Consider the following 12,238-nt stretch of genomic DNA (forward strand, 5'->3'; position numbering starts at 1 on the left):
GGCAAATTTTAATCAAAAATTAATCCACACAATTATCATAATAAAGGACAATTATATGGCTATTAGCTTAACGAAAGGCGGTAACGTAAACTTATCAAAAGAAGCGCCAGGTTTAACCAATATTACGGTTGGTCTCGGCTGGGATCCACGTGCCACTGACGGTCAAGATTTTGACTTAGATGCTATTGGTTTTTTGCTCAATGAAGCTGGCACAGTCCGTAACGATCTAGATTTTATCTTTTTTAATAACTTAAAATCAGATAATGGCGCGGTCGAGCATACTGGCGATAACCGTACTGGCGAAGGTGACGGCGATGATGAAAAAATCAAAGTTAACCTAGCTAACATACCAGCTGACGTCAGCAAAATTGCTATCTGCGTTATTGTTTATGAAGGCCAAAGTCGTAATCAAAACTTCGGTCAAGTTGGTGATGCTTACATCCGTGTCGTTAATGACACCGGCGCAGTTGAAATTGCCCGTTATGATCTATCAGAAGATGGCAGTACTGAAACTGCGATGATTTTTGGTGAGTTATATCGTCATAACAATGACTGGAAATTCCGTGCGGTTGGTCAAGGCTTTAGCGGTGGTTTGGGGCCATTAGCCTCTTCTTACGGCGTTAACGTTTGAGTTTAAATCTGACTAACGTATTGAAAAAACAAAAGGCGTCAACCAGAGACTGTTTGCACCATATAAGCTGTTAAGTGTGCTTTATAAGTGCATTTGATAGCTTTAAAATTAATTGACAACCGAAAAGTTATATTATAAAAATAGAAATAATTAGGCAAAATGAGTAACTGAATAAATGATTAAATAAGTAACTAGAGAGTTAATTACCAATAACCCTCTACTAAAATTTCTAAAGAACGAAAATAAGGATTTGTATCCCATGGCCGCCACATTTAGCTTAATCGGCACGATAGAACCGTTTTTACATTGCAACCTTAAAAAAGGCGATTCCATATATTGCGAAGCCAATGCGATGGTAATGATGGAATCTAACCTTGAGCTTAAAGGTAAATTGCAAGGTGGCCTTGTGCAGTCATTGATGCGGCGCTTTGCCAATGATGAATCCCTCTTTCAACAACAGATTGAAGCAGTCAATGGCGAAGGCGATTGTCTACTTGCCCCGACCCTTGATGGCGACATGCAAATAATCGATGTAGGCGCGCAGCAATATACCTTAAGTGACGGTGCTTTTGTTGCGGCGCAAACTGGGGTCGATATCAAAGCTAGAATTCAGCGTAATTTAGGCGGTGCCATCTTTGGTGATACCGGCGGCTTTATGGTTATGCAAACCCAAGGTAACGGTCAGGTGATGGTATCAGGCTTTGGCTCACTATTTGAGATTGAGGTGGCCCCAGGTAACGACGTTATTATTGATAATGGTCATGTGGTCTGTTGGGACTCAAATTTAGATTATAAACTGTCCGTCGCCACCAGTAAGAAAAAAGGCTTCATGGGCAATATTATCAACTCCGTTACTAGTGGCGAGGGTATGGTTTTAAATTTCTCTGGCACGGGTAAAGTCATTATCTGTTCACGTAACCGTGAGAGCTATCAAGGCTGGTTGCAAAGCGTCTTCGGCACTAGCTCTGGCGGCCGTGGCGGTAGCAGTGGCTTTATGAGTAATATTTTATAGAACACATTCTGAGAGTACATTTATAGCAGATTCTATAACCATTGACTTCTGTTTTGTAAACTTTATTAATGACTATTACAAGGATTATCGTATGGCAGTCAGTCTACAAAAGGGACAAAAAATATCCTTAAGCAAAGAAGCAGGTGGTACGCTTACCCAAGTTAAATTAGGCTTAGGCTGGGACGTTGCTCAAGGTCCGCAAGATAAAAAAGGTGGCTTCTTAGGCAAGCTATTTGGTGGCGGCAGTGGCGGCGATTCTATTGACCTAGATGCGTCGTGCATCATGTTTGATAGCAGTAAGCAGCCAATCGATGCCATTTGGTTCAGCCAATTGAAATCAAAAGACGGCAGCATCGTGCATACTGGTGATAATCGTACCGGTGACGGCGATGGTGACGATGAAGTCATCAATGTTGACCTGTCAAAAGTGCCAGCCAATGTGGTATCACTGATTTTTACCGTTAATAGCTTTACCGGCCAGTCTTTTGAAACTGTCGAAAATGCTTTTTGCCGTATCGTCAATGCCAATAACAACGCCGAGGTTGCCCGTTATAACTTATCGACGCAAGGCAGTCATACGGCGATGATTATGGCAAAAGTTTATCGCCATAATGATGAATGGAAAATGCACGCAATTGGCGAAACGGCCTCTGGTCGTACCTTCCATGACTTGATGCCAGCTGTCACGCCGCATGCGTAATTGAATTCAGTATTTAATAATTGATAGTCGTTATTAAAACTAACTAACACGACAAGTCTGCGAATATTCTAAAGCTATCAGCCCGTCTATCTATTACTTTATTGATAATAGGCAGACGAGCTGATTTTAATTTAAATTCTAATATACCGCTAAGAAACCTACTTTCTGCCTTTTTTCCAGCTAAACCCCCAATTAAAGGCTTTATCCATCTCTTGATGCCCTCTAAAGTATTGATTAATACGCTCAATATTAATACTGCCGTGCTGATTGACCAAACGCGCAATCGCACACATTGGTAAATTACCCGCACCCTCAGTCAAACGCGTCTCAATCGGTGGCTGATCGGGCGCATGAATGGTCACTACCCCATCCGTTTGCGCCCAATTAGGTGCACCTTCATAGATGAAGGCAAAGATAAACACCTCCTCAATATGCGACCACTGCTGGCCATTAATATCAAGCCATTCACCGCCAGAGATTTGACCGGTTCTATCATCGCCACGCAGACAAACATAAGGTGGCGACTGTAAACTACCAAAGCGATTACCCAAGGCTTGAATCAGAGTTTTTTCACCATTCTTAAGATGGATCATGGCGCCAACATCAAGGTCAATCCCGCCAGCACTATGTTGTTTAAACAAATCACCTAACAAGCCTTTTTTGGGCGCTTGCTTATTAGTGCTTGGACCTTGGTTCCAGTTTAGATTTACGGGTATTTTACCGAAATTATCCCGTTTTTTTAGATTGATGCTAGATTGGTTCTTGGTTAAAGTAATTTTGCTTAAATTGATAGATGGTTTTGTAGGGGCGCTACTGTTTACAAATACATTATTAACAGGAATCGGTGGCGGAGTGCTTACTCTCTGCGTGTCAATTGGTTTTTGGGCATTAATAGGCTGCGCTTGAGCTGGTGCTTCATCAGTAATGTCGACCCCGAAATGCTCGGATAAAGGCTTAAGACCACCGTCAAATCCTTGGGAGATAAAACGAAACTTCCAACTGCCTTGCCGACGATAACATTCTGCTAGGATAATGGCCTTTTCACTACGACCTGTCGCATTTAGCTGACAGGTCAGCACTATTTGACTGCCCTGTAAGACCTGAATATCAACATCGCCAATTTGTGCCAATCTCTGTCCACTAGAAAATGCTAAAGCAATCTTGTCGATATTCGCTGGTTGTGCGGGCAAATTAATATCAAAAAAACCATCGCTATCATGACCACGAAAGCTAACACTATCATCATCACTACGCATCTGACCATAAAAGATCATATCGCCATCACCCCGCACTTTACCTTCGGTGGTCAAGCGATACGCCGCACAGTCGATAGAATTTTGACTGAGAATACGTACGCTAATATTATCATTAGGCAATGGCGCATTCGCACCGGCAATCAAGGTTTGGCTCATCCTATATCCTCAAAATAATTGTGATTGGTTTTTATCACTATTTAGTTATTATTGTTTAGTTGTCAATATTTGAGTATCGCTATATTGCGCTTGCCTTATAGTAGCATGAATATGCTGGCTTATTAATGAGCGCCCATTTCCAAAACTAACTATTGAATCCTACAAATAATCGCTAGCCACTATCGCACAGCACTGTTTTGCTATCGTCATACGACTTACCCTTTATGGTTATTGCCTCTCACCGCCAATGCCAACCTGATATTTTTGAATTTGCCGACATAATCTATCGTGAGCCAACAGACATTATAGAAGCTAGTGATACGCAATTTTCAACTAACAGCATTATACCTCGCTGGCAATTTGTGTTAGAGCAAACTAAGAAAAATAACATCAAAATATTACTCACCGGTCGTAGTGGTATCGACTACGAGGCGCAGCGCGAGCCGTTTTAGGATCTTCAGGATCAGCTGAAGTTTCTAACAATATTAACGATAGCAGCAGTTCAGGATGCTTAATCGCGATACGCTGCGCCATAAAACCACCCATCGATAACCCTACAAAGTGACATTTATCAATATTAAGGCCGTTTAATAGCGCGATGGTATCCTCAGTTAAAGTATCCATATCATAGCCGTCTTTAGTAATCTGCGACTGTCCTTGCCCACGAAAGTCAAAGACGATACAGCGATAGTTATCTTGGAAATGCGCAACTTGCATGTCATACATCCGCGTGCTCCATAGCAATCCGTGCGCAAACACCATCACTGGCTTTTGCGTATCATCAGGCGCGCTGTCTTCATAATAAATCTTGGCATTATTAATCTGAATATGAGGCATAACCACTTCCTTGTCTAAGGTTGAGTTTATACAAACCGCTATAAACTTATCAACGAGCAAATCCATATTGTGCGTACTAGCCTTTTAGCATAAATCACAAGTCATTCATTTAATAGCGTTATTTTTGACTATCGTTTGAATAACCTCTGCACAAATAATACGGAACCTAACAGTAAAGCTTAAGTCATAAACTGAGTATATCCTTAGCGCTCATAGAACTCGTTTTTTTAAGCCATACAAACTGCTATAGTCCTTAGTAGTGAATAAACCTAATAATGAATAAACTCAAAGTCAATAAAGTAAATAAGGATAAATATGATGTCGCAAAATTCAGTAGCACAAGATTTAGTTGAATATAAGTTCGAAAACCATATCGCCACTATTACTATGAATGATCCAAAGACTTTGAATGCTTTTAGCACATCACTCAAAGGTGCCATGATGAATGCCCTGAATCAGGCGGATACTGATGAGCAAGTACGAGTGATTGTTCTACAAGGGGCTGGTAATCATTTCTCAAGTGGTGGTCACATCGGTGAGATGCTAGAGAATGGCATGGAAAGCGAAGCTTTATCCACTAAGATTAACTTCATGGTCAGTGAAGTCGCTGAAATCAGCCTAAAACTACGTAATATTCACAAACCTATTATTGCCAAATTAGAAGGCGCAGTGGCAGGGGCTGGCATGAACTTGGCGCTGACTTGTGATTTTCGTATTGCCGCCGACAATGCCAAATTTGTGCAGGCCTTTGTCAATATCGGTCTAATCCCAGATGCTGGTGGTATTTATTTACTCAATCAACTGATTGGTGCCGCAAAAACCACTGAATTAGTAATGCTTGGTGATAAGCTGACCAGCGATGATATGGCGCGCTTAAATTTAGTGAATGAAGTGGTTAGCAGCGATGAGTTGGATGCAAGTGTTTTGGCATTAGCGACTCGTCTCAGTCAGCTACCTGCAAAGGCATTGGCATCAATGAAACATATGATTAATATTCATGCTTATATGGGACTAAATGAAGCGCTTGATATGGAAGTCGATCAGCAAACCATGATGGCAGAAACGGAAGACTTTAAAGAAGGAATTACGGCGTTTATGGACAAGCGTAAACCAGTTTATCAGGGTAAGTAATAATAAACCTAAAATTACCTTACTTTTTATTACTTAGTATATTTTTGGATTGTTACTGTTAAACAAATATGTACAACAGACGCTTTGAGTGTCTGTTGTATCATTATAAATTAAGGCTTACTTTGCCGGAGGTCCCCATCGATTGGTCTCAGGTTTAGTGTCACTAGCAAAAAAGACTAGCAATATTATTGTACCTATTAAGGGGATAAGCGACATTAACAGCCACCATCCTGAACGACTGGTATCATGTAACCTACGTACTCCAACTGCAATACTAGGTAGAAATAAGCCAAGCGCTACCAACACATAAAACAACCCAGTTTCTGAATTGAAGATCACCGCATCTAAGACCATCGCAATAAACATTAGAATAAATTGAACAAGTACAAAATACCAGTACTCTTTACGACGTGCTCGACCAGAGAAATTTACATAATTTCTTAATCCTTTTTTGAACCAATCAACCATATTATAATTATTTTCAATCATATTTTTATTTTCCATAAGCCTTCCATCAGTAGCCTCTAAAGCTAAATACAAAAAAATAAAGAACTTTAGTTTGTATATAAAACATATAAACGTATTTCTTAGTAAGTCTTATACATTGTTAGATATCGTTGTTCAATAGGATTTTGCCAAAGTTTATAATTATATTTTTAATATTAATCACATAAAAACCCCGTATCACAAAGACACGGGGTTTTCTTATTTCTAAGATTAAATATCTTTTACATCAAAAACTAAGTTAACTGAGCAACGTTAATTTTATCCGCTTCTTCAGTGTACTCTTCCATACGGTCGAAGTTCATGTATTGATACACTTCATCGCCCATACTGTTCAGCATGCCAGCGTACTGCTGATACTCATCATTGGTTGGGAGTTTACCCAATACCGCAGCAACAGCAGCCAATTCAGCTGATGCTAGATACACATCTGCACCCTGACCGAGACGGTTCGGGAAGTTACGCGTGGAAGTCGAAACGGCTGTAGAATTCGGTGCGATACGTGCTTGGTTACCCATACATAATGAACAACCTGGCATTTCAGTACGAGCGCCGGCTTGTGCATAGATGTTGTAGTAACCTTCTTCCATCAACTGACGCGCATCCATTTTAGTCGGGGGCGCAATCCATAGACGAGTTTTTAGGCTACCCGCTGGAACGTCTTGGAGCAGTTTACCTGCAGCACGGAAATGACCAATATTGGTCATACAGGATCCAATGAACACTTCATCAATAGTGTCGCCAGCGACATCTGACAATGTTTTGGCATCATCTGGATCGTTCGGGCAGCATAGAATAGGCTCTTTAATCGTATTCATATCGATGACCATATCAATGGTATATTCAGCATCGTCATCAGCACGCATTAAGCTTGGATTAGCCAACCACTCTTGCATGCCCTCGATACGACGGCTGATAGTACGCGCATCGCCATAACCTTCTGAGATCATCCATTTCAGCAAAGTAACGTTCGAGTTCAGATACTCAGTGATTGAATCTTCAGATAAGGTAATCGTACAACCAGCAGCACTGCGTTCAGCTGAAGCATCAGATAATTCAAATGCTTGCTCAAGGGTCAAGTCTTCTAGACCTTCAATCTCAAGAATACGGCCGTTGAATTCGTTGATTTTACCTTTTTTATCAACCGTCAATAAGCCATCTTTAATCGCTTGATACGGAATCGCATGCACCAAATCACGTAAGGTAATACCAGCTTGACGCTCGCCGACGAAACGGACACGAACAGACTCCGGCATATCAAGTGGCATAACACCAGTCGCAGCTGCGAATGCTACTAGGCCAGAACCGGCTGGGAATGAGATACCCATTGGGAAACGAGTGTGCGAGTCACCACCAGTACCAACGGTATCTGGAAGGAGCATACGGTTCAACCATGAGTGAATAATACCATCACCTGGACGTAAGCTGACACCGCCGCGGTTCATGATAAAGTCAGGTAGCGTATGCTGAGTCTCTACGTCAACTGGCTTTGGATAAGCGGCAGTATGGCAGAAAGACTGCAATACTAAATCTGCTTGGAAACCTAAGCAAGCTAGGTCTTTTAGCTCATCCCGAGTCATCGGACCAGTCGTATCTTGGCTACCGACGGTGGTCATTTTTGGTTCGCAGTACATACCAGGACGAACGCCTTCTAAACCACAAGCTTTACCAACCATTTTTTGCGCTAGCGTAAAGCCTTTACCCGTATCAACGGGCTCTTCTGGTTTGGCAAAAATATCTGAATGCTCAAGTCCCATGTATTCACGGGCACGATTGGTCAAGCCGCGGCCAACGATTAGTGGAATACGGCCACCAGCGCGTACTTCATCAAGCAACGTTGGCGAGTTTAGCTTGAACGTTGACAATACTTCATCAGAGTCATGCTTAGTGATTTTGCCATCATACGGATAGATATCGAACACATCGCCCATCTCTAAGCCATCAACGTTGATGCCATCGATAGGGAGTGCACCTGAGTCTTCCATAGTGTTAAAGAAGATAGGAGCAATATTGTTACCAAGAACCAAACCACCCCCACGCTTGTTAGGGACGTTAGGAATGTCATCACCCATCAACCATAACACTGAGTTAGTCGCTGATTTACGACTAGAGCCAGTACCAACCACATCACCAACATAAGCAAGTTGATGGCCTTTTTCTTTTAATTCTTCAATCTGTTTCATTGGACCAATAACACCCTCTTCATCAGCGGTAATACCGTCGCGAGAGTTTTTGTGCATGGCTAATGAATGAAGTGGAATATCAGGACGGCTCCACGCATCTTGCGCTGGTGACAAGTCATCGGTGTTGGTTTCGCCACTAACTTTAAAAGTAGTGTAAGTTGATTTTTTTGGTACTTCGGCACGGTTTAGGAACCATTCAGCATCAGCCCAAGATTGAATAACTTCTTTAGCAATGTCGTTACCGGCTTCTGCTTTTTCAGTCACGTCATGGAACGCATCAAAGACCAGTAAAGTCTTTTTCAGGGCATCCGCAGCGTTTTGCGCCAATTCTTTATCATCAAGGGCGGCAACCAAAGGCTGAACGTTATAGCCGCCTTGCATCGTACCTAAGATTTCAACGGCTTTTTTCTTACTAACCAATGAAGATGTCGCTTCACCTTTGACGATAGCCGCCAAGAATGCCGCTTTTACGTAGGCGGCTTGGTCAACACCGGCAGGAATACGATTTTCTAGCAAGTCCAAAAGATAAGCATCTTCGCCCGCTGGTGGATTTTTGAATAGCTCAACTAACTCTGCTACTTGCTTCTCATTAAGTGGAAGGGGTACAGTTCCTTGCTCGGCACGTTCTGCGACATGTTTACGATAAACTTCTAACACAATAGTCATCCTCGTCGGTTAGGTGGTTAGCACATCAAGTGGGTAGTCAGTATGACTGCCTGCATCGATGCACCAATTTGGATATTTATGCGTGCCAATATAGCTTAAAACGGTCAAAATGTTAAGAAGCAAACCGTAAAGGCGACCGCATAGCCAACATTTATTATAAAAATGGGTGGTATTTTGTCCGTTATATCTGTATGGATAAACGCCGTATTATGTTTAGATATTTGATGAGAACGAGTTATTAATAGTTATTAAGGCATTAAATTAACTTTGCCGTGTTTTTTCGCCTGATTTCTGTTAGATTAGAAGGCAAGTACCAAATCAATAGGCTTTAAGGGCATCACCATCACTACCGCATCATGGACTGTGCAATTATAGTGGTTATCAAGATAGTTTTTGTGATAATAGCTTTTGTCATAATCTATATACTCAATTACATTCCATGTGTTTAGAGTTTTAAGTGTTGTCTATGTCGTTTGTCAATTTAACGGTATTTCCTGTCGTCAGTAGCTCTGACATTAATTAACCCGTGTTAATTAAGTAGTGTTATCTCTAAAAACAATCTCGTTCAAATAGCATTCTTTAGCAAATTTTGTATAAATAGCAATTTCTTGCGTGTTAATTATGTGTGCTTGATAATAGTTCTGTTGTTTAGATTGATTACAGTTCTGCTCATTAAATTCTGTTCCCCATATAGTTACTATAGCTCATTAGATAGTCACTATTGGCGGATGAAAAACCATATAAACCTTGCTATAATCGACGCATTAAATTTCACATCTCACTGTCATTGAATAATAAGTAAAGCCCTTGAAAAGATAAGGGTTTAGGATAAATCTATGAGCTCATTAGCTGTACAAACACACGTTCCTGCTGCCAGAGTCAAACCCAAAAAAGCCATTCAAGGCGAAAAGCTTCGCGGCTATGACAAAGTTGCGCGTATCCCAATTAAAATTATTCCCACGGTCGAGGCCAAGAAAAAACCAGACTGGATTAGGGTTAAGCTATCATCACCTGCTGAAGTGGCGCGTATTAAAGCCACCTTACGTGAGCAAAAGCTCTACACCGTTTGTGAAGAAGCTGCCTGCCCGAACCTAGCAGAATGCTTTGCTGATGGTACCGCCACCTTTATGATTATGGGTGATATCTGTACCCGTCGCTGTCCGTTCTGCGATGTTGGCCATGGGCGTCCGAATAATCTCGATGCCGATGAGCCACGCCATACTGCTGAGACTATTTTAGGTCTCAAGCTAAAATATGCGGTGATTACCTCAGTCGATCGTGATGATTTAAAAGACGGCGGTGCTGCTCACTTCGTTGAAGTACTTAACGAATCAAGAGCGCTTAGCCCAAACTGCTTAGTCGAAATTTTGGTTCCTGATTTCCGTGGTCGTATGGATATCGCGTTGGACTTATTAACAGAGACTGCGCCGGACGTCTTTAACCATAATATCGAAACCGTACCGCGTCTTTATAAAGCCTTCCGTCCAGGTTCCGATTATCAGCATTCGTTAGATTTGCTCAAGATTTATAAAGAACGTCGCCCTGATATCGCTACTAAATGCGGCTTTATGGTTGGCCTCGGTGAGACTGAAGAAGAGATCTATGCGCTACTTGATGATTTAAAAGCGCATGATGTCGATATGATTACGGTCGGTCAGTATCTACAGCCCAGTAAAAACCATGCGCCGGTAGATCGTTACGTGCATCCAGATGAGTTCCAGCGTTATATGGACTACGGCAAAAAAATTGGCTTCTTTAATATTTGGGCCGGCCCGATGGTTCGCTCAAGCTACTTTGCCGATCGTCAATACTATGGTGAAGATTGCCCAGCACCAATACGCAGCAAAAAAGCCTTAGAAGCGGAAGGTAAACTTGGATGTTAAGATAGCTTATAACGAGGGTGGTTGATAATAAGGCTATTAGAATAACCAGTCGCTAAAAAAAGAGGTCAACTATGACCTCTTTTTTTGTCTGTTACGCTCAAACAAAGTCTTATGCAAAATGCTACAGACAGAACTTTTATGCACACCTTATAATAACTGATACTGAACCATACAACCCATAATGAAAAAAAAGGATTCATAATATGAGTAGTGCCAGCCCCATCACCTCCTCCGATCATACTCATTATTTGCACCATACATTTTTTGAGCCAGCTGATACCCCAAAAGGCGGAGAGGTTAAAGCAACCTTGCTGATTGTGCATGGTATGGCAGAGCATAGCGGACGTTACGCTGATTTTGCGCAGTTTTTAGCGGATCATGGTATTGCAGTGGCGACTTATGATCAACTCGGGCACGGACAGACTATTAAAGCGCCTGATGAGTTGGGATTTTTCGGTGATGAGCATCCGGTACAGTCATTATTAAAGGATGTCATTATCATGGCAGATGCCTTAGAGGCGCGCCATCCTAAGGCACCACACTTTATCATGGGTCATTCGATGGGCTCATTTATTGTACGCACAGTACTTAAGCATCATGCCCAAGAATTTACCGGGGCTATTCTGATGGGTACGGCAGACGCTAATCCATTGGTTAAAATGGTGCTACCTATCAATAGAATATTGGCAAAGGCCGCTCCTAAAAAGCCTAATACCGTATTTGCCGATACGATGAATAAAGTACTAAATGCCCAGCTCGATAACCGTATCTCGTCATCTGAATTTGCATGGTTGAGTGAAGATACTGCTAATATTAAAGCTTATGAAGCGGATCCACTAACCGGCTTTACCTTTACCAATAATGGCTTTATGACTTTATTTACTCTTATGCAAGCAGGCCTACATAAAGGTTGGGCATCGACTATTACTAAAAAATTCCCAATGCTATTTGTCAGCGGTGAGAATGACCCCATTGGTAATATGGGACGCGGTGTTCGCGATATTATTAGTAACTTACATAAGCAAAAATTCAGCAAGGTCGATGCACGCTTATATCCCAACATGCGCCATGAGATCTTACATGAGCAGCATCCTAGCGTAGTTTATTACGATATTTTAAACTGGATAAAAACGTTGAGCGTTTAATAGGTTCAATGCTTAATAAGGAGCGTGGTTTGCTAAAAGTAGCTAAATTAGCGACAATACGGCAGGCGACATTTTTAGCTTAAGTATTTTAGTCTAATTAACAACTATATAACTCGCGTATTTAATATAGATAA

At 41.6% G+C, this 12,238-nt stretch carries 11 protein-coding genes; 7 read left to right on the plus strand and 4 right to left on the minus strand.

The features are described from left to right. The first annotated feature begins 55 nt into the window (after nucleotides 1–55). The 3 genes from JMY06_RS02610 (at nucleotide 56) to JMY06_RS02620 (ending at nucleotide 2,343) form a co-directional block, all read left to right on the plus strand. Nucleotides 56–631 carry a TerD family protein gene (locus tag JMY06_RS02610; RefSeq protein ID WP_201615981.1) on the plus strand — a complete coding sequence of 192 codons (576 nt, stop codon included), beginning with the start codon at nucleotides 56–58 and terminating at the stop codon, nucleotides 629–631. A gap of 259 nt (nucleotides 632–890) precedes the next feature. Further along, complete coding sequence (locus tag JMY06_RS02615) at nucleotides 891–1,643, plus strand: TIGR00266 family protein (RefSeq protein ID WP_201615983.1); 753 nt, start codon at nucleotides 891–893, stop codon at nucleotides 1,641–1,643. A 91-nt stretch (nucleotides 1,644–1,734) separates the two neighbouring features. After that, a complete protein-coding gene (locus JMY06_RS02620) occupies nucleotides 1,735–2,343 on the plus strand; it encodes a TerD family protein (protein WP_201615985.1) in 609 nt (202 codons plus the stop codon). A 158-nt stretch (nucleotides 2,344–2,501) separates the two neighbouring features. On the opposite strand, the gene JMY06_RS02625 is transcribed toward JMY06_RS02620, so the two are convergent. Further along, nucleotides 2,502–3,755 (minus strand): TerD family protein, encoded by a 1,254-nt coding sequence (locus tag JMY06_RS02625; RefSeq protein ID WP_201615987.1) that lies wholly within the window; start codon nucleotides 3,753–3,755, stop codon nucleotides 2,502–2,504. Between the two features lie 224 nt (nucleotides 3,756–3,979). On the opposite strand from JMY06_RS02625, the gene JMY06_RS02630 reads away from it, so the two are divergent. After that, nucleotides 3,980–4,207, plus strand: coding sequence for a hypothetical protein (locus tag JMY06_RS02630; protein ID WP_201615989.1), 228 nt, complete (start codon nucleotides 3,980–3,982; stop codon nucleotides 4,205–4,207). Here the strand turns inward: JMY06_RS02630 and JMY06_RS02635 are convergent. Continuing rightward, on the minus strand, nucleotides 4,158–4,592 hold the full coding sequence (locus tag JMY06_RS02635) for an alpha/beta fold hydrolase (RefSeq protein WP_201615991.1): 435 nt from the start codon (nucleotides 4,590–4,592) through the stop codon (nucleotides 4,158–4,160). The two genes, JMY06_RS02630 and JMY06_RS02635, sit on opposite strands and share 50 nt — an antisense overlap. 315 nt (nucleotides 4,593–4,907) lie before the next feature. Between JMY06_RS02635 and JMY06_RS02640 the strand changes: the two genes are divergently transcribed. Beyond that, nucleotides 4,908–5,723: an enoyl-CoA hydratase/isomerase family protein gene (locus tag JMY06_RS02640; protein WP_413786880.1), complete on the plus strand. Its 816-nt coding sequence runs from the start codon at nucleotides 4,908–4,910 to the stop codon at nucleotides 5,721–5,723. A 117-nt stretch (nucleotides 5,724–5,840) separates the two neighbouring features. On the opposite strand, the gene JMY06_RS02645 is transcribed toward JMY06_RS02640, so the two are convergent. After that, a complete protein-coding gene (locus tag JMY06_RS02645) occupies nucleotides 5,841–6,227 on the minus strand; it encodes a DUF805 domain-containing protein (RefSeq protein ID WP_201615993.1) in 387 nt (128 codons plus the stop codon). 236 nt (nucleotides 6,228–6,463) lie between these two features. After that, nucleotides 6,464–9,067 (minus strand): bifunctional aconitate hydratase 2/2-methylisocitrate dehydratase, encoded by a 2,604-nt coding sequence (gene acnB / locus JMY06_RS02650; RefSeq protein ID WP_201615995.1) that lies wholly within the window; start codon nucleotides 9,065–9,067, stop codon nucleotides 6,464–6,466. 845 nt (nucleotides 9,068–9,912) lie between these two features. Here acnB and lipA point away from each other — a divergent pair. Both lipA and JMY06_RS02660 read left to right on the plus strand, forming a co-directional pair. Then, a complete protein-coding gene (gene lipA, locus JMY06_RS02655; RefSeq protein WP_201527589.1) occupies nucleotides 9,913–10,959 on the plus strand; it encodes a lipoyl synthase in 1,047 nt (348 codons plus the stop codon). Nucleotides 10,960–11,162: 203 nt separating this feature from the next. Further along, nucleotides 11,163–12,104: an alpha/beta fold hydrolase gene (locus tag JMY06_RS02660; RefSeq protein WP_201615997.1), complete on the plus strand. Its 942-nt coding sequence runs from the start codon at nucleotides 11,163–11,165 to the stop codon at nucleotides 12,102–12,104. Nucleotides 12,105–12,238: the final 134 nt, after the last annotated feature.

Origin of the sequence: Psychrobacter urativorans (assembly GCF_904846675.1) — a bacterium.
In the GTDB taxonomy this organism is placed as follows: Bacteria; Pseudomonadota; Gammaproteobacteria; order Pseudomonadales; family Moraxellaceae; genus Psychrobacter; species Psychrobacter urativorans_B.

Coding starts and splice junctions, on each gene's coding strand:
- JMY06_RS02610 (WP_201615981.1), top strand. CDS start 56: ATGGCTATTAGCTTAACGAAAGGCGGTAACGTAAACTTATCAAAAGAA.
- JMY06_RS02615 (WP_201615983.1), top strand. CDS start 891: ATGGCCGCCACATTTAGCTTAATCGGCACGATAGAACCGTTTTTACAT.
- JMY06_RS02620 (WP_201615985.1), top strand. CDS start 1,735: ATGGCAGTCAGTCTACAAAAGGGACAAAAAATATCCTTAAGCAAAGAA.
- JMY06_RS02625 (WP_201615987.1), bottom strand. CDS start 3,755: ATGAGCCAAACCTTGATTGCCGGTGCGAATGCGCCATTGCCTAATGAT.
- JMY06_RS02630 (WP_201615989.1), top strand. CDS start 3,980: ATGGTTATTGCCTCTCACCGCCAATGCCAACCTGATATTTTTGAATTT.
- JMY06_RS02635 (WP_201615991.1), bottom strand. CDS start 4,592: ATGCCTCATATTCAGATTAATAATGCCAAGATTTATTATGAAGACAGC.
- JMY06_RS02640 (WP_413786880.1), top strand. CDS start 4,908: ATGATGTCGCAAAATTCAGTAGCACAAGATTTAGTTGAATATAAGTTC.
- JMY06_RS02645 (WP_201615993.1), bottom strand. CDS start 6,227: ATGGAAAATAAAAATATGATTGAAAATAATTATAATATGGTTGATTGG.
- lipA (WP_201527589.1), top strand. CDS start 9,913: ATGAGCTCATTAGCTGTACAAACACACGTTCCTGCTGCCAGAGTCAAA.
- JMY06_RS02660 (WP_201615997.1), top strand. CDS start 11,163: ATGAGTAGTGCCAGCCCCATCACCTCCTCCGATCATACTCATTATTTG.